Annotated in this window: 26 protein-coding genes; 8 read left to right on the top strand and 18 right to left on the bottom strand. The window is 54.3% G+C overall.

The genetic code is table 11. The annotated features are described in order from the left end of the window. Position 1: 1 nt before the first annotated feature. Genes AC13DE_RS13560 through AC13DE_RS13570 form a run of 3 tightly spaced genes read right to left on the bottom strand, consistent with a single transcriptional unit; the run spans position 2 to position 1,861 of the window. Positions 2-835, bottom strand: a complete 834-nt coding sequence (locus AC13DE_RS13560) for a carbon-nitrogen hydrolase family protein (RefSeq protein WP_483048128.1) — start codon at positions 833-835, stop codon at positions 2-4. Then, positions 832-1,092, bottom strand: coding sequence for a glutaredoxin 3 (grxC, locus tag AC13DE_RS13565; RefSeq protein ID WP_446297479.1), 261 nt, complete (start codon positions 1,090-1,092; stop codon positions 832-834). The genes AC13DE_RS13560 and grxC overlap by 4 nt, the downstream gene beginning before the upstream one ends. 40 nt (positions 1,093-1,132) lie before the next feature. Continuing rightward, positions 1,133-1,861 (bottom strand): ComF family protein, encoded by a 729-nt coding sequence (locus tag AC13DE_RS13570; RefSeq protein WP_446297478.1) that lies wholly within the window; start codon positions 1,859-1,861, stop codon positions 1,133-1,135. An 18-nt stretch (positions 1,862-1,879) separates the two neighbouring features. On the opposite strand from AC13DE_RS13570, the gene AC13DE_RS13575 reads away from it, so the two are divergent. The 3 genes from AC13DE_RS13575 to AC13DE_RS13585 all read left to right on the top strand — a co-directional run bounded on the left by AC13DE_RS13575 (position 1,880) and on the right by AC13DE_RS13585 (position 4,780). After that, a complete protein-coding gene (locus AC13DE_RS13575) occupies positions 1,880-2,698 on the top strand; it encodes a methyltransferase domain-containing protein (protein ID WP_483048129.1) in 819 nt (272 codons plus the stop codon). Positions 2,699-2,751: 53 nt separating this feature from the next. Further along, positions 2,752-3,816, top strand: a complete 1,065-nt coding sequence (gene hemH, locus AC13DE_RS13580) for a ferrochelatase (protein ID WP_483048130.1) — start codon at positions 2,752-2,754, stop codon at positions 3,814-3,816. A 100-nt stretch (positions 3,817-3,916) separates the two neighbouring features. Then, entirely contained in the window at positions 3,917-4,780 is an 864-nt protein-coding gene (locus AC13DE_RS13585) for an NAD(P)/FAD-dependent oxidoreductase (RefSeq protein ID WP_483048131.1), read from the top strand. A 112-nt stretch (positions 4,781-4,892) separates the two neighbouring features. Here AC13DE_RS13585 and AC13DE_RS13590 read toward each other — a convergent pair whose 3' ends face one another. Continuing rightward, the gene (locus tag AC13DE_RS13590) at positions 4,893-5,075 is read right to left on the bottom strand and encodes a hypothetical protein (protein ID WP_446297474.1); all 183 of its coding nucleotides are present in this window, start codon (positions 5,073-5,075) and stop codon (positions 4,893-4,895) included. 140 nt (positions 5,076-5,215) lie between these two features. Beyond that, positions 5,216-5,821, bottom strand: a complete 606-nt coding sequence (locus AC13DE_RS13595; RefSeq protein WP_446297473.1) for a L,D-transpeptidase — start codon at positions 5,819-5,821, stop codon at positions 5,216-5,218. Between the two features lie 169 nt (positions 5,822-5,990). On the opposite strand from AC13DE_RS13595, the gene dalA reads away from it, so the two are divergent. Continuing rightward, positions 5,991-6,500: a divisome-associated lipoprotein DalA gene (gene dalA, locus AC13DE_RS13600; protein ID WP_446297472.1), complete on the top strand. Its 510-nt coding sequence runs from the start codon at positions 5,991-5,993 to the stop codon at positions 6,498-6,500. Positions 6,501-6,540: 40 nt separating this feature from the next. On the opposite strand, the gene AC13DE_RS13605 is transcribed toward dalA, so the two are convergent. From AC13DE_RS13605 to hslO, 7 genes are all read right to left on the bottom strand, one after another. Beyond that, positions 6,541-7,038: a L,D-transpeptidase family protein gene (locus tag AC13DE_RS13605; protein ID WP_483048132.1), complete on the bottom strand. Its 498-nt coding sequence runs from the start codon at positions 7,036-7,038 to the stop codon at positions 6,541-6,543. 161 nt (positions 7,039-7,199) lie between these two features. Further along, the gene (locus AC13DE_RS13610) at positions 7,200-8,438 is read right to left on the bottom strand and encodes a class I SAM-dependent RNA methyltransferase (RefSeq protein ID WP_446297470.1); all 1,239 of its coding nucleotides are present in this window, start codon (positions 8,436-8,438) and stop codon (positions 7,200-7,202) included. Positions 8,439-8,477: 39 nt separating this feature from the next. Further along, positions 8,478-10,307: an ABC transporter ATP-binding protein gene (locus AC13DE_RS13615; protein ID WP_483048133.1), complete on the bottom strand. Its 1,830-nt coding sequence runs from the start codon at positions 10,305-10,307 to the stop codon at positions 8,478-8,480. A 2-nt stretch (positions 10,308-10,309) separates the two neighbouring features. Further along, on the bottom strand, positions 10,310-12,145 hold the full coding sequence (locus AC13DE_RS13620) for an ABC transporter ATP-binding protein (RefSeq protein ID WP_483048134.1): 1,836 nt from the start codon (positions 12,143-12,145) through the stop codon (positions 10,310-10,312). 68 nt (positions 12,146-12,213) lie between these two features. Then, a complete protein-coding gene (locus AC13DE_RS13625) occupies positions 12,214-13,398 on the bottom strand; it encodes a CCA tRNA nucleotidyltransferase (RefSeq protein WP_446313591.1) in 1,185 nt (394 codons plus the stop codon). Further along, a complete protein-coding gene (locus tag AC13DE_RS13630; RefSeq protein WP_446296367.1) occupies positions 13,377-13,973 on the bottom strand; it encodes a CoA pyrophosphatase in 597 nt (198 codons plus the stop codon). Before AC13DE_RS13630 ends, AC13DE_RS13625 begins: the two co-directional genes overlap by 22 nt. 2 nt (positions 13,974-13,975) lie before the next feature. Next, positions 13,976-14,962, bottom strand: a complete 987-nt coding sequence (hslO, locus tag AC13DE_RS13635) for an Hsp33 family molecular chaperone HslO (RefSeq protein WP_483048135.1) — start codon at positions 14,960-14,962, stop codon at positions 13,976-13,978. A 78-nt stretch (positions 14,963-15,040) separates the two neighbouring features. On the opposite strand from hslO, the gene AC13DE_RS13640 reads away from it, so the two are divergent. Next, positions 15,041-15,487, top strand: coding sequence for an NUDIX domain-containing protein (locus tag AC13DE_RS13640; RefSeq protein ID WP_483048136.1), 447 nt, complete (start codon positions 15,041-15,043; stop codon positions 15,485-15,487). Here AC13DE_RS13640 and AC13DE_RS13645 read toward each other — a convergent pair. Beyond that, positions 15,466-16,746, bottom strand: a complete 1,281-nt coding sequence (locus AC13DE_RS13645) for a PP2C family protein-serine/threonine phosphatase (RefSeq protein ID WP_483048137.1) — start codon at positions 16,744-16,746, stop codon at positions 15,466-15,468. The genes AC13DE_RS13640 and AC13DE_RS13645 overlap by 22 nt on opposite strands. 150 nt (positions 16,747-16,896) lie before the next feature. Here AC13DE_RS13645 and AC13DE_RS13650 point away from each other — a divergent pair, with 150 nt between their 5' ends. Further along, positions 16,897-17,229, top strand: coding sequence for an Hpt domain-containing protein (locus AC13DE_RS13650; protein WP_483048138.1), 333 nt, complete (start codon positions 16,897-16,899; stop codon positions 17,227-17,229). 2 nt (positions 17,230-17,231) lie between these two features. On the opposite strand, the gene ilvA is transcribed toward AC13DE_RS13650, so the two are convergent. After that, positions 17,232-18,464, bottom strand: a complete 1,233-nt coding sequence (gene ilvA / locus AC13DE_RS13655; protein WP_483048139.1) for a threonine ammonia-lyase IlvA — start codon at positions 18,462-18,464, stop codon at positions 17,232-17,234. Between the two features lie 125 nt (positions 18,465-18,589). On the opposite strand from ilvA, the gene AC13DE_RS13660 reads away from it, so the two are divergent. After that, a complete protein-coding gene (locus AC13DE_RS13660) occupies positions 18,590-19,810 on the top strand; it encodes an argininosuccinate synthase (RefSeq protein WP_446296361.1) in 1,221 nt (406 codons plus the stop codon). A gap of 213 nt (positions 19,811-20,023) precedes the next feature. Here the strand turns inward: AC13DE_RS13660 and AC13DE_RS13665 are convergent, their stop codons facing one another. Beyond that, complete coding sequence (locus tag AC13DE_RS13665; RefSeq protein ID WP_446312300.1) at positions 20,024-20,716, bottom strand: sulfotransferase-like domain-containing protein; 693 nt, start codon at positions 20,714-20,716, stop codon at positions 20,024-20,026. Beyond that, entirely contained in the window at positions 20,716-21,624 is a 909-nt protein-coding gene (locus AC13DE_RS13670) for a D-amino acid aminotransferase (RefSeq protein WP_483048140.1), read from the bottom strand. Before AC13DE_RS13670 ends, AC13DE_RS13665 begins: the two co-directional genes overlap by 1 nt. Positions 21,625-21,769: 145 nt before the next feature. On the opposite strand from AC13DE_RS13670, the gene msrA reads away from it, so the two are divergent. Next, positions 21,770-22,435: a peptide-methionine (S)-S-oxide reductase MsrA gene (msrA, locus tag AC13DE_RS13675; protein ID WP_446312298.1), complete on the top strand. Its 666-nt coding sequence runs from the start codon at positions 21,770-21,772 to the stop codon at positions 22,433-22,435. Here msrA and AC13DE_RS13680 read toward each other — a convergent pair. Together AC13DE_RS13680 and AC13DE_RS13685 are read right to left on the bottom strand one after the other, a co-directional pair. After that, positions 22,432-23,313 carry a ribokinase gene (locus AC13DE_RS13680; protein ID WP_483048141.1) on the bottom strand — a complete coding sequence of 294 codons (882 nt, stop codon included), beginning with the start codon at positions 23,311-23,313 and terminating at the stop codon, positions 22,432-22,434. The two genes, msrA and AC13DE_RS13680, sit on opposite strands and share 4 nt — an antisense overlap. Further along, positions 23,310-25,568: an NADP-dependent malic enzyme gene (locus AC13DE_RS13685; protein WP_446314432.1), complete on the bottom strand. Its 2,259-nt coding sequence runs from the start codon at positions 25,566-25,568 to the stop codon at positions 23,310-23,312. Before AC13DE_RS13685 ends, AC13DE_RS13680 begins: the two co-directional genes overlap by 4 nt. Between the last annotated feature and the right edge of the window lie 4 nt (positions 25,569-25,572).

Raw genomic sequence — 25,572 nt, forward strand, 5'->3', positions numbered from 1 at the left:
TTTACGACGGTGCCCTGAACGCGCGACGATTGGCAAGGCTCGGTACGCGCCTTCGAGCGTCAGCGATGCGGCTCATATCCATCTCGAACGGATAAACGCCGGGTTCCTCGCCAGCATCCAATATCACCTCGCCCCACGGGGCCACAACCAGGGAGTGTCCATAGGTTTTCCGCGTCTTGTGGTTGTTGCTGGCATGTTCGCCAGTCTGCGCCGGCGCGAGAACAAAACACCCGGTCTCAATAGCGCGCGCCCTTAGCAACGTATGCCAGTGCGCGGCACCCGTGACAGGCGAAAACGCGGCGGGCACGGTAATAATATCAGCGCCTGCGTCCGCTAGCGATTGATACAGCTTCGGGAACCTCAGATCATAACAAATACTCATCCCGATTTTACCAAACGGTGTCTCGGCAACGACCGCTTGTTCGCCGGGGCGGTACCCTTGTGATTCCCGATAACTTTCTGTTGCATCGATGTCGACGTCGAACATGTGGATCTTGTCGTAACGTGCCACAATTTCCCCAACCGCACCGATCAGGAATGACCGGTTGGCAAAACGTCCGTCGGCATCGTCAGTCTTGAGGCCAAGTGACCCGATCAAAAGCCAAACACCCTTTTCCCGCGCGACGTCGCGCAGCGCCGCAAGAGTCATGTCATGATCTTCATGCGCCAGCACGTCCCGCTGATGGTCCCGGTTCGTCGAAACGCAGTTGGTAACCTCGGGGGTAAGGATAAACTCTGCCCCCCCGGACGCGGCATCATTCACCATATCAACAATGCCCGCCAGATTGCGCGCCGGAGCATCGGAGACATTCAACTGAACAAGCGCGGCTTTCATTCGGCGGCCAATAACGCGTCCAGCTTGCCGGCACGTTCCAGTGCGTTCAGGTCATCAAACCCCCCGACATGGGTATCCCCGACAAAGATTTGTGGTACGGTGCGACGTCCGTTCGCGCGCGATATCATCTCGGCCTTGCGTTCAGGCTGAGACAAGACGTCAATCTCGGAAAAATTGACGTTTTTCTCATTCAATAGACGCTTGGCGGCGTGGCAGTAACCACAGAGTGGCGAGGTATAAATCTCAACGGGTTTCATTTTGCTAATTTCCTTTCCAGTAAATCGCTTGAACAAAGACTTAGGTCTCTTTCGCCACTCTTGCCAGTGTAACGACACGTATCGGACCTGCACCAGCGTCAATACACGCCCGCGTCGCACAAGATAACGTCGCCCCGGATGTCATAACGTCATCAACCAGAAGTATCGGTCGTCCCTTGATCGTCGCACGCGCGCCGGTCGATACCCTGATCGCCCCGTGCAATACAGAATATCTTTCGGTACGGTTCTTCCCTTCCAGCGGACGGGTGTGGCGAATGCGCTTCAACAGATCAAGGCAGCATTGATGGCCGGTTTCTTGCGACAACGCTCTGGCCAACAATGCCGACTGGTTGAACCGTCGTTTCATCATGCGACGCCAGTGCAAGGGAATGGGCGCAATCAACGTGTTGGCCGGCAAGATATTGGCCACGCTTCGCGCCATCCAGTGGGCCGCGGGTTTCGCGATATCCTGACGGTCCCCATGTTTGAGCGCCAACACCAGTTTTCGCCCCATGTCGCGGTAAACCAGGGCGGAACGACCCTGCACCCAGGACGGCGGGTTGATCAGGCATGTATCGCAATGCGCAACTTCGTCCGGCGTACCGCCGGGCAGCGGAACACCGCAACCGTCACACACAAGACCTGCGATGAAAGGAGTGTCGCGCCAGCATGCTCCGCAAAGGCCCCCGTGGGATGCGATAGATTGCGCGCACCCCATGCAGGACGGTGGATAAAGTAGTCCGACAGCGGTTTGTAACTGGGCCAGCATGGGCTTATAATTCCTCGTATGAATATGCAAAATGCCCTGACTGACATCCAAGCCCTGGCCAGTAATCGTCGGCGAACCAGCGATGATGCGCTGTTTCTGCACCGCGCCGCGCTCGAAGATATTGATGATCGACTGCATATAATTAACAGAAGCTTTAAATCGGCTGCGATCGTCACCGGGTTTCCCCAAGTGTGGAACGCATTGCGCCCCGATGCGCGGATGGTGCCCGACGCCGATACTCTTGCACTGCATCAGGCCGCGCATGATCTGGTAATACACGCACTTGGCCTCCATTGGGCCAATGACCCGGTTGGCCAAATGATCCAGGCGCGGCGGGCATTGGTACCTGACGGACTTTTTCTGTCCGTTAGCTATGGTGGCCAGACACTGCATGAACTTCGCGCTTGCCTTGGTCAGGCCGAGGTAGCGGTTACCGGAGGCTTGTCGCCCCGCGTCGCGCCGATGGCGGAATTGCGCGAAATCGGGGGGCTTTTACAGCGTGCAGGGTTTGCCTTGCCGGTGGCGGACACAACCACGCTTCGGATTGAGTATACCGATATGTGGCATCTGATGCGGGACTTGCGCGCCATGGGCGAAGCCAACGCATTGGCGGCCAGGCTGCGCCGCCCAACCGCCCGCGCAGTATTTGATGCGGCTGGGAAACTTTACCAGGATCATTACGCGACTGCTGATGGTCGAATAGTTGCCACGTTTGAACTTGTCTTTTTGATGGGCTGGGCCCCTGATGACAGCCAACCCAAAGCTTTGCGCCCCGGTTCGGCGCAACACCGGCTGGCGGATGCCCTGAATACCGCTGAAACCCCCTTGTCCGATTGACCTGCCAGCTAAACTGGTTATCTGACCAATACCCACGCAATAAGGAATGCCAGATGTCGCTAACGCGCCCAGCCCATACCCAAACTGACCACCCGGCCCTGCCTACGCCAAAGGTGGGGGTTTTGCTGGCTAACCTGGGCACGCCGGATAACTATGATTATTGGTCGATGCGCAGATATCTGGGTGAATTCCTCTCGGACCGGCGGGTCATCGATTACAGTCCCTGGCTTTGGCAACCTCTATTGCAACTGGTGATCTTGACGAAGCGGCCCTTTACCAGTGGTGCCGCCTATAAATCGATCTGGAATGAAGATGCGGGGGAAAGCCCGCTGATGACCATCACCAAAGCGCAGACCGCCAAGATAAACGCCGTTCTGGAAGAGCGTTACGGCGACACGGTTATGGTTGATTTCTGCATGCGTTACGGGAATCCGTCGACCCGATCCAAGGTCGCGGAAATGACAGCTGCCGGGTGCCAAAAGATCTTGTTCTTTCCGCTTTACCCGCAATATGCCGGTGCCACATCTGCCACAGCGAATGACGCCTTTTTCGCCGCTCTTGGCAAAGAAAAATGGCAACCCGCAGCCCGTACCGTCGAACCCTATTTCGATCGCCCCGACTATATAGATGCGCTCGCCACCTCTATCGAAAATGCATACGCCAAGATGGATGTCAGACCTGACAAGCTTCTTTGTTCATATCACGGGGTACCCGAACGGTATCTGAAAGAGGGCGACCCCTATCACTGCCAGTGTCAGAAAACGACCCGGCTACTCAAGGAAAGACTTGGGTGGGACGACAGCGAAATCATGACGAGCTTTCAATCAAAGTTCGGGCCGGAAGAATGGCTGAAACCCTATACGGTTGAAGAAGTCGCGCGGCAGGCGAAAGCAGGCAACACGAAAATAGCTGTCTGCGCGCCCGCTTTTTCGGCGGATTGCATCGAAACCCTGGAAGAGATCAATGAGGAAATCAGGGAAAGCTTTGAGCACGCGGGGGGCAAAGACTTTCACTATATCCCCTGCTTGAACGATGACGCTCTGCATATCAAGGCATTGTCAAACGTGATCGAGGAAAACCTGCACGGTTGGATCAGCCCGTCGGCCGCCCATAGATAATCGACTGCGCAGTTCAATAAACTTTTCTGCCGTGCCTGTTCAGTCTTACGGGCCGTCCTATATTCGTGCGCATCTTACATTTCCAAAAGGGAAACCTAACATGAAAGATTGTATTGTCGTGGGGGGCGGTCCTGCGGGGCTGACCGCAGCGCTGTATCTTGCACGGTTCCTAAGATCTGTCACGGTTTTTGACGCACAGGAAGGTCGGGCACGGATGATTCCGAAAACCCACAACATGGCCCCCTTTCCCGATGGAATCTCTGGGCTGGATCTTCTGGAACGAATGCGCTCTCACGCCGAAATTTACGGCGCAACCATCAAGAATGAAAGAGTAAGCCGTGTCGAAAAGGTGGACGGGGTGTTTTATGTCACCACTGACCAAGGGATGGAGCAGGCCCGCTGTGTGATCTTTGCCGTCGGAGTATTCAACCATCGCCCCCCCTTGCTGGCCGCCGACCATGATCAAGGTCTAAGCCGTGGATTGCTGCGGTATTGCCCTGTCTGCGACGCGTACGAGGTACGCGACAAGCGCATCGCGGTTTTGGGCAGCGGCCAGCACGGATTAGCCGAAGCGCAATTCATTCGCACCTATTCGCCGACGGTGACCCTTGTTCCCGCGGATGGGACGGTAGCGCAGGCACAAGAGGGAATCAGCGCACTTGATTCACCGATGACCGAGCTTGAGTTATCCGAAACGCACGTATTGGTTAAACTCAAGAATGGCAAAACGGAACAGTTCGATACCCTTTATGTTGCGCTCGGTTCGACAGCCCGGTCGGATATCGTGGCCCCACTAGGCGTACAGCTTGCCGAGAATGGCTGCATCATCACCGATACCAAGCAAAGAACCAATATCGGCGGGGTCTATGCGGTCGGGGATATTACAGACGGGCTTGATCAGGTCTCCCGATCTATGGGGCAAGCCGCAATGGCGGCAACCACCCTTCACAACGATTTATCCTGACAGGGATTCACTTGGTAAATGCGACGCCAGCTTAGCGTTTAGCCGATGTGAGTTTCGCAAAAAAAAGACGGTGTTAAAAACACCGTCTTTCTCTTTGTAGACGTCGCTTAACTTAGTTCGAAGCGACAGCAGCTGCTACCAATGCCAAAAGCAGCAGTGGAACCAGAACGCCCGAGGAAGAGCTTGTGGCTTCTTCAACGATTACAGGTGCTTCGATAATTGGCTCTGCCAGCGAACCAGCAAAAACATTTGACGCAGCTGCTGTGAATGCAGCGGCTAGAACGAGTTTCTTCATAACATAACCTCCAGAAAAGGCGTACCTCACTTGGTGATAGCACGCGCCCAAGACTTACCTCGTAAGACTTTCTAAACAGGATCAATGAGAAATTGCAAACCCGGATTCAGCATTTCAACATCATAATCAACAAGATGTCGTCAAATTAGCAACACTTGAGTGCCGACCTGAGTCATGCCAAAAAGTTCAGCGATATGTTCATTGTAAAGGCCGATACAACCATTCGATGAACGGCGCCCAATCTTCCGCGTGTCATGTGTGCCGTGGATTCGATAATATGTCCAGCTTAAGTATAGGGCGTGCGTTCCCAAAGGATTATCCGGACCGGGACCAATCACCGCTGGCCATTCAGGATTGCGCTTCAACATCGACGGTGTCGGACGCCATGTTGGGCCGACAACCTTTTGCGTAACGCTTGTGCGGCCACGGCGTGTCAGGTCTTCGGTAAGGGGCACGCTTGATGGGTATAGCTTGTAAATCGACTGATCTTCGGACCAGAAATGCACCGCGCGACTATCAATATCGACCAAGATCGCGCCTTTATTGGTGTTCGAGAAATACGGCTGCCAATCTAGCGTGCGAAAGCTGGATACATTGCGGCGCACAGACTCCGTCAGATCCTTCTCCAACTCGGTTGTTGCTTCACTTTGTAAGCTGCTTTGAGCCAAGGCGGGGGACGCCAGCATTGCCGCACTACCGGCAAGAAACGTGCGACGCGACGAAAGGGAAAATTTCGTGTCAGACATGGGAATGTCTCCTGAGGAAGGAAAAAACCGAAGTTTCTCTCCTATATGGCTCGAAAGTCGCAGTTTCAATTCAAACCATCGTTAACAAGCGATGTCACGCCGATGTGCGTTTGATCTGCAACGCTGCACCATGTATGGCACCGGAAAATCAATTGCGTGGAGCTGCGCCATGGTACGTCTGTTTTCTATCCTAGTCACGCTTGCTGTAGCACTGTCTGCGTGTGCGCCGGCACCGTCAACCATCGGATCCGATGGCAAGGCGTTGCCCAAAGCATACCGTATAAGCTCCAGCGACACCGGTCAGATACAATTCCGCATGCTTGATGCAGTTAACGCGCTTCGGGGTGCCTCGGGTCTGTCGCCGGTTCAGCTTGACGCCAAGCTGAACGCTGCCGCCGCGACCCATTCGCTCGACATGTCCGTCCAGAACCGGCCATGGCACTTTGGTTCTGACGGGTCATCTCCTGTAGATCGGATCCAGCGTGTTGGATATCCCGGTGCGCTTATCGGCGAAGTGATCTCTGAGACATACGAGACCGAGTTGGAAACCCTTGCAGCGTGGCTTGATCAGCCTGAAACCCGGCGCATACTCTTGGCCTCGGATGCTCTGTTTATGGGTTTCGCCTGGCATCAGGAAAAAAGCGGTAAAATCTGGTGGACGCTTGTTATGGCCAAATGACCGGTTGTCATTTGGCCGATCTCTGAAATTCATGCGGTTTTCAAGGACTTATAGCAATCGGAGTATTATCCGTTACCATCGAATACATTTCTTCGATGTCCTTGTTTGACACGGCGATACAACCCCACGTCCAATCAGAAACATTCTTTTCCTTGGGGGTCTTTTGGCCATGGATAAAAATATCCCCACCGGGGCTTTTGCCTAACTCGGCCGCGACGGCACGATCCCGTTCATTTGGATATGAAATACCCAGCGATAGGTGATAGCTGCTGTTCGGGTTTCGCCGGTCGATCCAATACAGCCCTTCCGGGGTGCGTCCGTCGCCTTCGTAAACCTTGTGTCCCACCGGGGCAAACCCCAGCTTCATGTCATACGACTTTAACACTTTGTCCCGGTGCATCAGGAACACGCGGCGATCGCCCTTGTTCACCACCACGTAAGTGACTTCCGGCCCGTTATACCGTTTGAATTTACTGGAGCTACAAGCGCCAAGTGCAACGAGCGCCGTTCCCCCCAAAATAAGATTTCTACGCTTCATGCTATGACTGCCCCAGTGCCCCTGGCCTTTTGGCCGTTATTAGATGCCCTAACATGTACCATAAAATCCTGTGGTCAAAAACGTGTTACCAGGAAAAATTATCGACCTATTGCATACCGACAACCCGTCCTGCGCAGAAGATCATAGGGGCCGCTGAAAGCTTATCGGCGTTTTCGCGCAACTTCGGGCGCGGTAAACCGGGCGACAAGTTCAACGTGTGAAGACCAACGGAACTGATCCACCACCTGTATCCAGTCCAATGAATACCCAGCCGAGACAAGGGTCGCAGCGTCGCGGGAAAATGTCACCGGGTTGCACGATACATAAGCGACGACCGGCGGCATGGCTTTGGCAATCTCGGCCACCTGCGCTTCGGCTCCGGCACGCGGCGGGTCTAGCACGACAGCATCGATCTTGCTCATTTCATCCGGCAGCAAAGGGCGGCGAAAAAGATCGCGCGTTTCGGTGGTGACAGGCTTGAGGCCTTTGGACATGCGCCATCCCTGATCCAGCGCCGCGGTCATTGCGGCGTCACCTTCAATCGCGTGTACCTCGGATTTCTGGGCCAGCGGCAGGCTGAACGTGCCACAGCCCGCGAAAAGATCCATGACATGCCGCGCTTCACCAACTGCTTCGTTTACGGCCTCCACCAACGACGCTTCGCCATGGGGTGTCGCTTGCAAGAACGCACCCGGCGGCGGCGTCACCTTTGCGGTCCCGAAACGTTGTATCGGTGGTGTACGCACCGCGACGACTTCGCCGTCCCAGGTCAGGCGTGCCAGGCCAAGCGTGTCGCACAGGATCGCCAATTCCTGCCGCAGGGGACCATCCAATGATTTCCCGTTTTGAACCGAGATATCCAGCCCCGCAGGCGAAGCGGTTACAGTCACGGCCAACGCAGCTTTGCGGCTTGTCCCCATAACGGCCAGCTTTTCGGCAATGGGCAATGCGCTCATCACTGTGGGGTCAAGAAGTTGGCAGCCCGGTATTTCCAGTACGGTATCCGATCCGCGCGCATGAAAACCGGCCATTGCACCTTTTTTCGTCCGTTTTGCGGCGAATGTCGCGCGGCGGCGTGATTGTGCGGGTGAAGTCTGGATAGGTCGGAAAACAGTCTCTATGCCGTGTGCATCAAGCGATGATTTGACCACATCAAGCTTGAAGTCAGCGACCAAACCATCTGATCCGTGTTGCAGCTGACAGCCGCCGCACGCTTTGAAATGTCGACAGGGCGCAGTAACGCGGTCGGCTGATGGCGTAACGATACGAATATCGGTCAGTGTTTGACCCTCAGGTGTGCCGGTCACCGTTTCGCCCGGAAGGGTCATAGGTGCAAAAAACGGGCCCGCGGCAATGCCGTCGCCCAGATGTCCAAGTCGCAGGATTTTATATTCTGTCATGCCTTGCGCATACCGCGAAGTTAGAAGCAGCAAAAGCCCCTATTCTGCGGCCTCCAGATCCAGGAATCCGCCTGATTGCCTTTGCCAATACCGCGCATATAGCCCGTCCTGGGACAGTAAAGCCTCATGAGTACCGATCTCGACGATACGCCCGGCATCCATTACCGCGATCCGGTCCATCTGGGTCAATGTCGATAGTCGGTGCGCAATGGCTAATACTGTCTTTCCCTCCATCACACGGTCAAGAGCAGTCTGGATGGCCGCCTCAACCTCACTGTCCAGGGCGCTTGTCGCTTCGTCCAAGATTAAAATCGGGGCATCTTTCAGGATCGCGCGGGCCAAGGCAATGCGCTGACGTTGCCCACCCGAAAGCTTGACGCCACGCTCTCCCAGATGTGCATCGTATCCCTGGCGACCCTTGTGGTCGTGCATGTTTTGAATAAATTCGTGTGCTTCGGCTTGCATGGCGGCCTCAATCACCTCGTCTACGCTGGCATCAGGCTTGCCATAACGGATGTTGTCGAGCGCCGACCGATTGAACATCGCGGTTTCCTGGGTCACCATGCCGATCTGACGCCGCAAGCTTTCTTGGGTGATGTCCGAGATGTCTTGGCCATCAATTAAAATCTGTCCCTTTTCCAAGGTATAGAGACGCAAAAGCAAGGATACGAGCGTGGATTTACCCGCCCCCGACGCACCTACGATACCCAGCTTTTCACCGGGTTTTATAGATAGGGAAACGTCTTCGACCCCCCCGCTCTCATGCCCATAGGTAAACTGCAAACCATCCATTGCAACCGCCCCGCGATCGACAACAAGATCCTGCGCTCCTTCCACATCGCGAAGCTGTTGTGGCGGAGTCAGCGTCCGGATACCGTCTTCGACCTCGCCCATGTTCGCGTAGAGCGCCATGAGTGTAAAACTGACCCAACCTGTCATCTGCGCCAAACGCAAAGACACCGCCCCCGTGGCAGCAATGTCGCCCGCGGTCACCGAACCAAGCGACCAATACCAAAGCGCGCCCCCTACTAACAACACCGGTAATAACCCGGCGATGGCCATCAGCCAAAACCGAAACAAGACACTAACCCGGCCAAAATCCAGGCTTGCATCCAAAAATTTCTGCATGGCACCCAGTGCGGCCCGGTCCTCAAATTCAGAATGTGCGAACAGTTTAACAGTCTTGATATTCGTGATCGTATCAACGACCTGTCCCGTTACCATCGCGCGTGCCCCTGCCCGCACCCGAGAATGCTTTCGGACGCGAGGCATGAAATGACGGATCAGAACGATGTATCCGACCATCCATAGCAATAGACCGATGGCGATGCGCCAGTTCACTGTTCCCAACAGCATTACGGCCCCGACAAACGACGCCGCTGCAAACAACACCGTATGGATCATCTCTGCCACGACGTCCGTCAGGGCACGGCTGGTCTGCATTTCTTTTTGTGAAATACGCCCTGCGAAATCATTGTCAAAAAATGTGACGGCCTGTCCCAGGGTATACCGATGCAGACGCGACAGAACGATATTGAACACGTTCGGGACCACCACGACCGATTGCATATAGGAACTGATCCCGAACAGCAGCGGCCGCAAGATCAGGAAAAACCCGAGACTGGCCAGCATTAGACCCACATTGTCGTCGAATACCGATTGGGGCTGCGTCGATAGCGCGGCATCCACGACCCAGCCTAGAACCAGCGCCGCCATTACCTCGATCACGCCGGCACCGATCGAAAGGACGCTGCCGACTGCCAAAGCCCATCCGCACCCTTTCAGCGCCCAGCGAAAGAACGGCATGACAGTGCGCGGAGGGGCACCGTGCGCAGGTGCAAACGGATCGATCCATCGGATATGCCTCATATTCACGCCTCGTCAGTCTTTAAAAATCCGCCAGATTGGCGACCCCAAAGATCAGCATATAGCCCGCCCTTAGCCAAAAGCACTTCGTGGGTGCCTTGTTCGACGATGCGCCCGTTGTCCATCACCAAAATGCGGTCCATCGCAGCGATGGTGGACAAGCGGTGTGCAATGGCAATTACGGTCTTGCCCTCCATCATCCCATACAGAGTTTGCTGGATTGCGGCTTCGACCTCGCTGTCCAACGCACTGGTGGCCTCGTCCAGAACCAATATCGGCGCGTCCTTGAGGATTACGCGCGCCAATGCGATGCGCTGGCGCTGCCCACCCGAAAGTTTGACACCACGTTCCCCCACCTGGGCATTATAGCCGGACCGCCCTTCATCATCAGCCAGTTCGGTGATGAAATCATGTGCTTGCGCCTGTCTCGCAGCCGCAATTACCTCTGCCAAGGAAGCGGATGGGCGTCCATAAAGGATGTTTTCAAGGATTGAACGGTGCAACAATGAATTGTCTTGTTGAACCATTCCGATGGTTTTACGCAAACTGTCCTGGCGAACCTTGGTGATATCCTGCCCATCAATCATGATACACCCGCCTTCAGGATCGTAAAACCGCAAAAGCAGCTTGACTAGGGTCGATTTTCCCGCGCCTGATCGCCCGATCAAACCGATTTTCTCGCCCGGCTGAACGGTGATGTCGACATTGTCCAGCCCGCCGGAACCGCGCCCGTAGTGGTGGGTAAGCCCGCGTAATTCAATACGCCCGTCCGTCAGCTTCAATGGCTTGGCATCGTGCGGATCCACAAGGGTTATCGGCTGTGCAATGGTTTCCAGCCCCTCGGCAACGACACCAAGCTGCTGAAAGAAGGTCGACAGCGCCCACATGATCCAGGCCGTCATTGAATTTAACCGCAACGCCAGCGCTGTCGCGGCTGTCACGGCACCGACCGTCACCAATCCGGTGGACCACAAAAAGAACGCCCACCCTACGATACCGACAATCAGGAAACCATTCAGCGTCACCAGGCACACGTCCATCACCGTGAAAATCCGCATTTCATTTTGAAATGTCACTCTGGCATTTTCGATCGCCGACTTTGCGTGTTCCATTTCGCGATCATGGTGGGCAAACATCTTGACCGAATGGATATTGGTGTAGGTATCTACCACCCGACCCGTGACCAGCGACCGCGCGTCGGAAGACGCTTTTGAGGCGACGGCTACCTTCAGCACGGTCCAGCGGGTCAACGCGGCATATAATCCAAACCATAGCAAAAGAGGCAGCATAAGCTGCCAATCAGCAGTAGCGAGCAGTATCGCGGCCCCGATCAAATATGCCAAGGAATAGGAAATGGCATCGAAAACCTGAAACACCACATCCCCCGCAGCGGGAGGAGTCTGCATGATACGGTTTGCAATACGTCCGGCAAAATCATCCTCGAACCACCCAACTGACTGACGCAAAACCTGCCGATGCGTCCGCCACCGAAACAACGCTCCATAGTTTGGCAACACCGCGTTATTCAACAGCAGTACATCCAGCGCGAGCACAACCGGTCGCAGGAACAAGACCCCAAACGCCACGAGAGTGAACTCCATGCCATATAGCCGCCACACCTCTGCGGGGGAACCGTTAAGCAAATCGACCAGCCGACCCATGTAATAGATTAACCCGATTTCAATCGCGGCTACGGCAACTGACATAATTGCTGTCAGAATGAATACCTTTTTAAATGGTGCACTATACACGCGAAAAAACGGCCAAAGCTTCTTAGGCGGCGCGTCTTGCTGGGTGTATTCCACATACGGATCTACTAGATTTTCGAAAAATCGAAACATAAGCACCTAGTGTAAAGGATTGAAAGCGCCATTATAGAGAGCTTTACACCCGGATAACAACTTACGGTTTAGGGTTCAGGCAGCCTTAGTAGCGCGTCGCGTGCGGCCTTAAACCCGGAATCTATCCAAAACCTTTCTAGATAGGCCAGTCGTTGACCAAGATCCGCACCGCTATACTGCGGCATCAGATCGACAGCACGAATAGGAAACCGCGCTTCCGCTCCCTCACGAATACTCTCTAACACGGCTAAACTGGGCGGTTGCTCTGACATACATGCCCGCAATATCACCACTGCCCTCGCGACATCGGAACCATGGCGGTAGGCCACCTCGGCAATGGCTTGTGACCCAAAAGCGGATTCTTTCAGCAGCTCAAGATGCTTTGCGTCTACTTTGGCTAAGCGAAGACGGTGCGCGACATCCGCCCCGCCTATGGCTGCCAACCGTAGCCGCCAATCCGGGGGGGCGTCCAGCAGTGTTTCAAAATGTACCACCATGCTTGACCACGTGTCATCCGATCCAGGAAGTATGGTGTTCAGTACCCCGATCTGGCGCATGACGGCGAGTGCGGGGGCTGGATCAGGCGCTGCCAGCAGCTTTTTCACCTCGGCACCGATACGCTCTGCGGAAAGTGTCTCTAACCCGGTTATATTTGACGCGATCGCCGCCAATGCCTCTGGTTCAAAACCGGCATGGGGGTCTGCGTACCAAGCAGAAAATCGAAAATACCGCAGTATCCGTAAATAGTCCTCGCGGATACGTGCCTGGGGATCGTCAATGAACCGCACATGACGCGCAAGTAGATCGGGTAACCCACCTAGTGGGTCGATAACGCGACCCCTGGCATCAGCGTAAAGCGCGTTCATTGTAAAATCGCGCCGCAATGCATCTTCACGCATACTGTCAGAAAATGCGACAACCGCACGACGACCATCGGTTTCCACATCGCGGCGAAAGGTCGTGACCTCGAACCCCTTACCACCGCTCACGATCGTCACAGTGCCGTGTTCAATACCTGTGGGCACGGCCTTGAGCCCAGCGTCCTTTGCTAGGTCCATTACCTTTTCAGGTATAGCGTCAGTGGACATGTCGACGTCACTGTCGGGTAGCCCCAGGATCGCATTCCTAACACACCCACCGACAAAGTAGATGTTATGCCCTCCCTGCCGAATCGCATCGCAAACAGCTTGGGCATCTGCATCGGCAAGCCAGCTTGTACTGGCGGGAAGGGTCAGTTCATTCGTTCGGTCCATGCCCGCAGCATACGCGCGGTTGCGCCCCAAATGTAATAGGGACCGTAAGGGACAACGTAATAATGCCGCATCTGTCCCTGCCAGCGCCGCGATTGAATCAGATAATTGTCAGCATTCAACACGTGGTCCAAAGGCACGGTAAACACTTCGTCAACCTCACCGGGCTCGGGAATGATATCGAATTTGTCTTTCACAAAGGCGATAACGGGCGTGACCTTGAAATTCGTCACGGTTTCGTGCGCGGGCAGCGTGCCCAGCACCTCGACCAATTCGGTCGGCAGTCCAATTTCCTCGCGGGCTTCGCGTAGGGCGGCGGCGATCACATCAACATCATCACCATCTTGCTTCCCCCCCGGAAAGGCAATCTGCCCCGGATGATGTCGTAGCGCCGAAGACCGTTTGGTAAGGATTAGCTCCAATCGGCCATTTTTATATATGATCGGGGCAAGAACCCCAGCAGGGCGCAATTTGCGATTAGCCGGGGGTTCGATACCCTTGTTAAGATCGAAATCGGAAGACGTGACACCGGTTTGTGCCAATGCCGACCGAAAATTCGCTAGATGTTCAGGCTCCACTATCAATCTTCGTCAGAGGTTTTGGCCTCAAAACCGACGGTTTCGGGGTCCAGATCATAGTGCGCACTACAGTACTGACAGTCTGCCGTAACGCGACCATCATCTGTGGTCATCGTTTTAATATCCTTCGCCGAATAGATCGAAAGACTCTGTCTTACCCGGTCCTCTGAACAGGTGCAGCCAAAACGGATTGCCTGCGCGTCGAAAACCCGAGGCGATTCTTCGTGAAACAATCGCGTCAACAAGCCGGTCGGCGGCAATGTTGGTCCGATCAATTCAAGCTCATCAACCGTGTCGAGCAACAGGTTGACGCGACGCCAGTTTTCACCATCGTCACCGTTCAGCAAATCGTCGGCACTGACGAGGTCTCCGCTTCCTTCGGTGTTGGCGGCCAGGGGCGATGCTTTGGGCATGTGCTGAAGCATGATACCACCTGCACGCCAATGCTCTTGCTCATCCGACATGGTGGATTTCCCAAAGCTCAGTTGGAACCGGGTCGGCAGCTGTTCAGACTGCGCAAAATACGCTTCGGCACACGCGGAAAGCGATTTGCCGGTAAGCGGAGTTATCCCCTGATATGGCGTCATACCTTCACCCTGATCGATCATTACAGCAAAATAGCCTTCGCCGACCTGATCAAACGCAGAACCATCGGTGATGCGATCCGCGTCATAGCTGGCATAGGCACGGATACGCGCCGGCTCACCTTCCTTTGACGGGCCATAGTAGTCGGTGGCAATCATTCGCACCGGTCCCTTCGATTGCACCTGTAGCTGCAATTTCCAGCGCAACTTTATTGTTTGGCCGATCAAGGCGGTCAACAACGCCATTTCTGCGACCAGTGCCTCAACCTTTTCGGGGTAATCATGCTGACGCAAGATGCCCTCCAACACGCCGTCAAGACGAGCAACGCGGCCGCGAATATCGGCAGCGTCAAGTTGAAAGGGAAGGACGGTGTCGTCCCACGCGATTTTGGTTCCTTGAGTCATTGGACTTTCCTTACCGGCAGACGGTTGGCATACCGCGTCTATATAAGGTCAACAAGCCGCGCGAAAAGGGGGTAAGAGATGTTGCAGCGAATTGGGAAGCCACCGTTGCGAGGCAAAGCTTATGTCTTGCGCCCTGGGGCCTATGCTATCCTACCGCTGAAACAGCGGTTTTTGATGACTGCGCAATTGTCACCACGGGTTGACGTCCAACTTCCCGGAGGCGGGATCGATCCCGGTGAATCCCCTCAACAGGCCCTGTTCAGAGAAGTCCGTGAAGAAATTGGGTGGTCGATTTCGCGCCCTCGAAGGTTGGGTGCCTTCCGGCGTTTTGTATATATGCCTGAATATGACCTGTGGGCCGAGAAACTATGCCATGTCTACGTCGCACACCCGGTGCGCCAAATCGCTGACCCAACCGAACCAGACCATGCAACCGTTGTGCTTTCGGCCCAAGAGGCGCTTGCAAGCCTTGGCAATGACGGCGATAAGCTTTTTCTGAAGCGCTATATTTCCCGTGCTCCTTGAAACTCTAATAATATGCCCGACACATCGTCCGGGAAACTCTCGCTCCGCGAAAAATCGGCAAGCTTTTCCAACATGACATCAAACATCCGAGGGCCTTCAACGTCATGAAGATCGTACAACATGTCATCTAACCCGATTTCAACCAACATATTCCCGTCACTATCAGGACATTCCGTCACGCCGTCAGACAGAATCAGCAAACGGTCACCGGGGTGTAGCTGCACTGTAAACTGCTCATACGTCGCGTTTTCGAGCAGTCCAACCGGGTACCCACCCGTGCCGCAGTGTTCAATCCGGCCATCCTTTCGCTGCACGACCGGGTGCGGGTGTCCAGCTTGCGAAATGATGGCTTTACCGGTGTTGAGGTCAATCTGCGCCAGCAACAGCGTCAGGTAATGCTCCGTTTCCATTTCGCTCAGCAACAGTTCGTTTATCTTTACGATAACCTCATCGGGGGGATTCATTCGATAGCTGCCATCGTCACTCCGGTGCAGCGCTATATTCTGATCTGGAGCCGAAGCGGATAGATACCCTGCTAGACGTGCTGTCATTAGGGCGGAGCTGATGCCGTGTCCGGAAACGTCCATCGCAAACAAACCAAGCTTATCTGCGCCTACTGGAAAGAATCCGACCAAATCGCCACCGACATGGCCGCTTGATTGTAACATCAACGACAAGCGCCCGGTAGCGAACTGTCGGGTAGTGTCACTAATCAGGGATTTTTGCAACTTTTCCGCCGCAATAAGGTCCCGGTCCAATGAATCATAAATACGCTGTAATTCTCCAAGCGTGTCCCAGATAATTTCGTTTTTCTCAGTAAGCTCCCGCTGCATCTCCAGTATACGCTCGCCCGCGGCGAGTCTTGCACGCAGTTCATCCTGATCTACAGGTTTGGTCAAAAAATCATCCGCGCCGCTGTCCAACCCCTTCGCAACCTCGGCTTTTTCCTGTTTGGAAGTCAGCAGGATGAAATATCCGTATTCGTCCCGAGACAGAGCGCGAAAAGCCCGGCAAAACTCCAACCCCGAAATACCGGGCATCATCCAATCGCTCAGCACCATGTCGGGTACACAATGACGACATTTTTCCAGCGCATCATCGCCCGATGAGGCCTCTACAACCGCGAAGCCCCAGCCGGTCAGGTATGCGGCAAGTATCCGACGCTGTAGTTTACTGTCATCAACAACCATTACCAACCGCGGTACCCTGCTTTGTCGGGTCGCTAAAAGGTCCGCGGTAGAGGGGCATGCCAAAAACATTCATCTGCTCCTCAAAAATACTTTGTCAGATCCTTAGACAATGCAGATTAAGAGACAGTGAACCCGACAACTTTAGCGAAATTAGCGGGCGAATACATTCCACGTTAATCAATGACCATTAGTGAAAGCCCATCGAGCGTGGGGTCGAAAATGATTGATTGGGCATACGTCAACGGTCTTCGGGCCGGAATCGGGCAAGATAGTTTCAACAAGATTGTTCAAGTGTTTTTTGACGAAACGGAGGATACATTAAAACGGCTGGAAGATGCCCATCGGCCAATCGACATCACCGAAGAACTGCATTTTCTGCAAGGCAGTGCTTTAAATATGGGTTTTGTGGGATTTTCGGCAGAATGCCGCAAAAGCCACGATATGTCGAACGACAATGCAGATGATATGCGCCATACAGCAGGCTTGCTGGCGACATATGCAAAGTCAAAGACACTGTTTTTAAGCGCTCTCAGCGAGACTGGCCTGAGGTGATCTTACAGAACAAATTGTGCTAACGTTTCGTCATTGGTGATGTCAGTATACGTAAAACCCGCTTCATCTAGCTGAGACTGAATGAGACCAAAGCTATCCGGTGACCGCGTTTCGATCCCGATCAATACCGATCCGAAATTGCGTGCGGATTTCTTGAGATATTCAAATCGACAAATATCGTCATCGGGGCCGAGAGTATTCAGGAATTCCTTCAATGCGCCCGGACGTTGAGGCATTCGCAGTATGTAGTATTTTTTTATGCCCGAATACCGTTGCGCACGCTCTTTAACCTCGGGCAACCTCTCGAAATCAAAATTTCCGCCAGATGCGATACATACGACGGACTTACCTTTGATTTGTTCAGCGACTTCGCTCAGTGCCTCAATCGAAAGGGCACCCGCCGGCTCGAGTACGATACCTTCGACATTCAACATCTCAATGATGGTTGTGCAGATGCGGTCTTCGGCCAAATTTATAACTGCACTTGAATCAATCCGTCGTAGTCGATCAAAATTCCTCTGGCCGATCATGGCGACTGCGGCACCATCGACGAAACTATTGATCGGTGAAATATCCACAGGCGCACCATTTTGCAGTGCCCGGGCCAGACTTGGGGCACCTTTCGGCTCTACAAAAGTGAAATTACAGGCACGCCCATAATAACTGAAGATACCCGAGGACAGGCCACCCCCACCCACTGGCAGGATAACGTGATCTGGCACGCGACCCAACTGTTGCTCGATTTCGACCGCGACCGACGCCTGCCCTTCAATGACGTCATCATCATCGAAGGGTGATAGAAAATGGGCGGCTTCCTGGCGGCAAAACTGTTGTGCAGCCGCCAATGTTTTATCAAAATAGTCACCGACAAGCCGGACCTCGACCTGCGCACCGCCGAACATCTTGGTTTTTTGTATTTTCTGCTGCGGGGTCGTTACCGGCATGAAAATCACGCCTTTCACGCCGAAATAGCTGCACATGAACGCAACGCCCTGCGCGTGATTACCCGCGCTCGCGCAAACAAACAACGTCTGTGCTGGGATAACCTTGCGCATCGCATTGAAGGCACCGCGCAGCTTGTAAGACCGAACCGGGCTTAAATCTTCACGCTTAAGCCAGATATCCGCCCCGTACCTTTCAGAAAGGTGATCATTTCGCATCAACGGTGTCGGCTGGAAGACATCACGCATCGCTTCGGTGGCGGCACGCGCGGCTTGCTGAAAGGTATCGGTCATTAAATCGGCCTATAATTGGACTATATGTCGATACGACCCCTTGCGCGCGCGGTCAACGCAGCCTTCAATCTTGCCCACATCATGAAAAACAGATAGTTCGCGATGCAAACCGCAAAGGAAACATCATGTCCGCGCCCAAAAAAGTTGTGCTCGCCTATTCCGGTGGGCTTGATACCTCGATCATCCTGAAATGGCTGCAAACAGAATATGGTTGCGAGGTGGTGACGTTTACCGCCGACTTGGGACAGGGAGAGGAACTGGAACCTGCCCGCGCCAAGGCCGAAATGATGGGTGCCTCGGAAATCTATATCGAAGATCTTCGCGAAGAGTTTGTACGTGATTTCGTATTCCCGATGTTCCGCGCCAACGCCGTCTACGAGGGTCTGTATCTGCTGGGAACATCCATCGCGCGCCCTCTTATTTCAAAGCGATTGGTCGAGATCGCTGCGGAAACCGGCGCCGACGCCGTGGCCCATGGTGCCACGGGTAAAGGCAATGATCAGGTGCGCTTTGAACTGGCGGCCTATGCGTTGAACCCCGACATCAAGGTGATCGCCCCTTGGCGCGAATGGGATCTGTCAAGCCGTACCAAGCTCATTGAGTTCGCTGAGAAAAACCAAATTCCAGTGGCCAAGGACAAACGCGGAGACGCCCCGTTTAGTGTCGACGCAAACCTGTTGCACACTTCCTCTGAAGGTAAAGTGCTGGAAGATCCGGCAGTTGACGCGCCCGAATATGTCTACCAGCGTACTGTTTCACCGGAAAAGGCACCTGATGAACCCGAATATGTTGAAATCGGGTTTGAACGCGGCGATGCGGTCAGCATCGACGGCAAAGCGATGTCGCCCGCGACGATTTTGACCAAGCTGAACGAACTGGGCGGTAAACACGGATGTGGGCGTCTCGACCTTGTCGAGGGTCGGTTTGTGGGTATGAAATCGCGCGGTATCTACGAAACCCCTGGCGGGACCTTGTTGCTGGAAGCACACCGCGGAATAGAATCTATCACGCTTGACCGGGGTGCGATGCACCTGAAGGACGAGCTGATGCCGCGTTATGCCGAACTAATTTACAACGGTTTCTGGTTCAGCCCCGAACGCACGATGCTGCAAGCTGCGATTGATGCATCGCAAACCCATGTTACCGGCACGGTTCGGTTGAAACTGTACAAGGGTCATGTGCGCACCGTTGGCCGCTGGTCAGAACATTCGCTTTACTCCGAAGCTCACGTGACTTTCGAAGACGATGCCGGCGCTTACGATCAAAAAGACGCGGCAGGATTTATTCAGCTGAACGCGCTACGCCTCAAACTGCTCGCCGCTCGGGACAAGCGCCTGAAAAAGTGAGTATCAGACCCTAATTAGCCCAGACAATGCAACGTGTTTTCTGGGCTAAAGAACAAAAGGGTATTGGGTCTGTATAACTTTGGTGAACGCTTTGACAAAGACTTCAGTATGTCAAACCGCTGCCGCATCCATGCATCCCGATGCGGCGGCTGGCGCAGCCGCCGTTGACCCAAGCTGTGTGCACACGTCCTAGCGTTCCAGGTTTTTGCGATCTCACCTAAGCCGCTGATCATATAGCTGGTCATAATGTGGCTGTGCCTGCATCATCACGTCATGATCCATGCCACCAAGCTTTGGCAACGGTCCTTCAGCGCCAGCGAACCCGGTACTTTGATGCACCGCACCGTACCAGTGCGACGCCCAGATACCGTCTTCGCGACGGCCTCCGGCTGGCCAGTGAAGCATCGCCGGATCAAACGAAAGGTCAATGGCTGCGCAGAGCTTGCGCAGCATACCTTCGGGGTCACGTCGGATGTCCGATGAATCAATGACCAGTCCGCCGATTTGGTTGAACAACGCCGTCTGTTGACCAAATCCGATGTCATCGAAGGTCGGGGTTTCCCGTTTGGCGGCATAACTGGCAATTACACGCGCAGGATGGCGTATCAGATGAATGTTCACGCAATCCCTGGCCCAATCCACCGGAAACCCGTCAAGCATATGGTGAGGCATATGTTTCATATAAAGGTGGGGTGTACCGCCGACACGACAAGACGCAGCGATTTTGACCGGGTCGGTAGGATGCGCTGCAATTATCTGATCAGACAACGGGTGCGATAAGCCGGTCCGGGCAAGGTACGCTGCATAAAACGGTTCATCCATCACGGAAAAGTCCGCCCTGTTGCCAAAGCTGTACATCATGGCGGTGCTAAGGTTACGCGGCCCCGACCACATTGCGATCCGCATTAGCTGCACTCCTCTTTGATCAAGTCCTTATAAAGCCCGCGAAGCCGCCGGGTGACCGGGCCCATATCGCCCGTACCGATCTGACGACCGTCAACCGATGCCACCGGTGTCTGAGCGCCAAATGTCCCGGTCAAGAATGCCTCGTCCGCGCCATAGGTATCAACCAACGAAAAATTTCGTTCATATATCGGAATGTCATGGGAATGGCACAAATCGATCACCTTCTGGCGCGTGATACCATTCATACAATAGTCACCCGTGCTGGTCCAAACAGCGCCTTTACGCACAATAAAAAAATTGCAGGCATTGGTGGTATTCACGAAGCCATTGATATCAAGCATCAGCGCCTCGTCAGCTCCGGCTTTTTCGGCAGCTATGCATGCCAGAATGCAATTGAGTTTCGAATGGCTATTCAACTTGGGGTCCTGGGTCATCGGCAGACCGCGCATATGTGGTACGGTGGCCAGCCGAATGGGTCTCGGAATGCTCGGGCGGGAATGCTCCATGATAATGGTGATGGTCGGACCCGATCTAGACAAGGACGGATGTTGGAAGGGGCGGGTTTTTACGCCCCGCGTGATCATCAGCCGCGCATGGGCATCTGTGGTCATTTTGTTCGCGCGTTGGGTCTCTAACAAAGCCTCGACCAGTTTTTCCCGGGTCAGGCCGATATCAAGATCAATGGCTTTGGCGGCCTCGAACAACCTGTCGAAATGATGGTCAATGAAGGCCCAGCACCCATCGTACAGGCGCAGCCCTTCCCAGATACCATCGCCCAGCATGAAACCACTGTCGTAAACGCTTACCAAGGCTTGCGCCTTCGGTACGATTTCACCGTTTAAATATATAAATATGGCGTCGTTTCTTGCATCTTCTTCCGCTTGATGCGTGGTGACATGCTCTTGCATAAAAACTCCTTGTGATTTGCCAAACGCTAAGAACTTCGACAGCCTACGCCAACACTGAAATTGAAATCACTAGGTCGTGACATCGCCAAGACGTGTATTGCGCCATTTCGGTATTGCCGCCACCGTTTCGTGTGGAGGATGCACTATGAATTTCAGTTACAACGTCAGGATAATTGCACTGTCGGTTACCATTTCACTAGGGATGATTGCGCAAGCGACAACCGCCAAGGCCGCTGAAACAGAGACACTTTTGGTGGCGGGTGGATGTTTCTGGTGCGTTGAATCCGACTTTGAAAGCGTCAAGGGTGTGAAGGAAGTCATTTCGGGTTTTGCAGGGGGCACTGTTAAGAACCCCACTTACAAACAAGTTACGGCCGGGGGGACAGGACACTACGAAGCGGCTCAAATCCAGTTCGACCCCGCTGTTGTCAGCCTGGACCAACTGCTTTCAATGTATTTCCGGTCCGTAGATCCCACGGATGCGGGTGGTCAATTTTGTGATCGCGGGGACAGTTATCGCACAGCGATATTCGCAAAGGACGCGGTTCAGAAAGCAGCCGCCACCCAGGCAAAGGCTCAGGCCCAGGCTGCCCTTGGCCAGACGATCGTGACGCCTGTGTTGGGAAAAACCACATTTTATCCTGCGGACGCTTACCATCAGGATTATTACAAAAGTAGCGAAAGGCTGGCATTCTCAAGCGTCGGGCTGGCCGTTAAAAAATCAGTCGCATATAAACGCTACCGGGATGGCTGTGGGCGTGATCAGCGTGTGAAACAGCTTTGGGGCAGTGCCGCACCTTTCACGCATTAAGGTATTTCATCAAAGCCGTAATCTTCGATGTCCTTAAGATCGGGGATAACATCAGCGGTGCCCCGACGCATCACCATCAACGCGCTCGCCTGCATTGCGAGAGTGATCGCATTCGGCATGGTCAAGCGGCGGTCAAGTGCTGCCGCCAGATAACCGGTAAAGGTATCTCCGGCACCGGTTGTATCGATCGCATCCACTTTATATGCGGGAAAAGAGCAGGTGGTATGGGCCTTATTAGAGACCCATTTGCATCCCTGCGCCCCTAAGGTCACGATGATATCGTCAACTTGGCACGTCTCGAGTTCTGCTCCAATCGAAGCCTCGAATTCCTCTGCCTCCCCCTGATTGAGAACCAGCAGGTCAACATGATCAATAAGATGCATAACCGCCTGGGCATCAAACGGAGCCGCGGCGTAGATGACACGCAGTCCAAGCGTTTTGGCTATTGTCGCCGCGTAGTGTTGATTTAACGTCTCGTTTTGCATCAACAAAATGTCATCCGGTGACGCTTCGGCAAGAGCTGCACCTATCATTTTGTCGCTGACCTGATAATTCGCACCAGGTGATATTACGATAGAATTCTCGCCATCATCGCTGACGCAGATATTCGCATGACCCGTCACCGTGTCGACGATGTTGATATGTTGCGTTTCAACCCCGTATTCAAGCAACCGGTCTTTTGCCCATTTTCCGTCCTTGCCGACCGCCCCGATATGCATCACCCGGGCACCGGCCCGTGCGGCTGCGACCGACATATTCGCTCCCTTACCGCCCAAGCCCTGTCGGAAATCACGTGCTGTTAACGTTTCGCCCGGCCGGGGCAGATCACGTAAATAGTAAAAGTTATCAGCGTTGATAGAGCCGAGATTCCAGATCATTCGCCAACCTTGCACGCGGCCAAGATTGCCATATTAAGGATATCGTTCGCGGTGGACGTGGTCGAACAAATTTGAATTGATTTATCAAGGCCGGTCAAGATTGGTCCAATGACTGTCGCCCCCGCCATTTCCTGCATCAACTTGACCGATATGCTTGCCGAATGCCGCGCGGGCACAACCAGAATGTTGGCTGGACCGGTCAAACGAGAGAACGGATAGTTCTTTTGACTTGCAGCGTTCAACGCGACGTCGACGGTCATCTCGCCTTCGTATTCAAAATCAACCCCACGTGCATCCAGTACGTCTGGCGCGCGCTGCATCTTTTCCGCGCGCTCTGACACGGGATAACCGAAAGTAGAAAAGCTCACGAAGGCGACGCGGGGCTCCAACCCCATATGGCGGGCGACCTTGGCACCGCTTTCGGCGATGTTGGCAAGATCTACCTCGTTCGGCCACTCGTGCACCAGGGTATCGCCGATAAAAACGATCCGACCTTTGTGCAAAAGCGCCGTAATGCCCACGGCACCATGCTCCGCGTCTGCGTTGAAGACATGGTTTATTCTCTCCAACACATGCGCGGATTTGCGTGTAGCACCCGTAACCAGCCCATCACCGTGACCATGCGCCAGCATAAGCGAGGCAAAAACATGCCGATCGCGGGCGGCAAGCCGGTGAATGTCCTTGTGGTCGGACCCTCTACGCTTCAGGCGGTCATAAAGAAACGACTTATACGTATCCAGATAAGTGGTGTTGGCGGCGTTAACGATTTCAAGTTCCCGGTAAGCGTCATCTAACCCTGCTACCGACAGCTTTTGCTTGACGTCGTCAGCACGTCCAACCACCAGCGCTTTACCCAGCCCTGATCGCTGATACATCACTGCTGCACGCAAGACCCTGGGATCGTCACCCTCTGCAAAGATCATCCGCGCCTGATTTGCCCGTGCCCGAGCGTTAATGCCGCGCAAGATGTTCGCTGTCGGATCCATTCTTGATTTCAGACTTAACTCATAGGCATCCATATCGATAATCGGGCGCCGCGCGGCGCCGGTGTCCATCCCTGCACGTGCAACAGCAGGCGGGATGCGATGAATCAGACGCGGATCGAACGGCGTCGGGATGATGTAATCGCGCCCAAAGCTCAGGTTCTTGCCATAGGCCAGCGCCACTTCATCCGGCACATCCTCGCGCGCCAGATCGGCCAAAGCGTGGGCGCAGGCGATCTTCATCTCGTCGTTGATTGCCCGGGCGTGAATATCCAGCGCCCCGCGGAACAGGTAGGGAAAGCCCAAAACGTTGTTCACCTGATTGGGGTAATCGCTGCGGCCCGTGGCGACAATCGCATCGGGGCGCACCTCATGCGCTTCCTCCGGCGTGATTTCAGGATCGGGGTTCGCCATTGCGAAGATCACCGGATTATCGGCCATGCTGGCGACCATCGCAGGCGTCACCGCCCCTTTGACCGACACACCCAAGAACACGTCCGCATTCTTCATCGCCTCTTCCAGCGTGCGCAGTTCGGTCTGCGCCGCATGGGCCGACTTCCACTGGTTCATGCCCTCGGTACGGCCCTGATAGATCACACCTTTGGTGTCGCACATGATGCAATTGTTGTGCTTGGCACCCATCGCCTTGAGCAGTTCAAGGCAGGCGATCCCCGCCGCACCCGCACCGTTCAACACAATCTGCACATCTTCGATCTTCTTGCCCGAAATGCGCAAGGCGTTCAGCAGACCCGCTGCACAAATCACCGCAGTTCCGTGCTGATCGTCGTGAAAGACTGGAATGTCCATTTCTTCTTTCAGACGCTGTTCAATGATGAAACACTCGGGTGCCTTTATGTCTTCCAGATTGATCCCACCAAACGTAGGTCCCATTAATTTAACCGCATTGATGAATGCCTCGGGGTCTTCGGTATCGAGTTCAATATCAATCGAATTCACGTCTGCGAACCGCTTGAACAAAACCGCTTTGCCTTCCATCACCGGCTTTGACGCGAGCGCCCCCAGGTTCCCCAGCCCCAGAACCGCTGTACCGTTGGAAATGACCGCGACCAAATTGCCTTTGTTGGTATAGTCATACGCCAATTCAGGGTTGTCAGCGATCGCCTCGCAAGGCACGGCAACACCGGGAGAATACGCAAGGCTCAGATCCCGTTGGGTGGTCATCGGAACGGTTGCGGAAATCTCGAACTTGCCGGGCATGGGTTCAAGATGAAAGGCAAGTGCCTCTTCTGGCGTAATACGGCTTTTTGACACTGAA

This window comes from Sulfitobacter sp. L-8, from assembly GCF_056859255.1.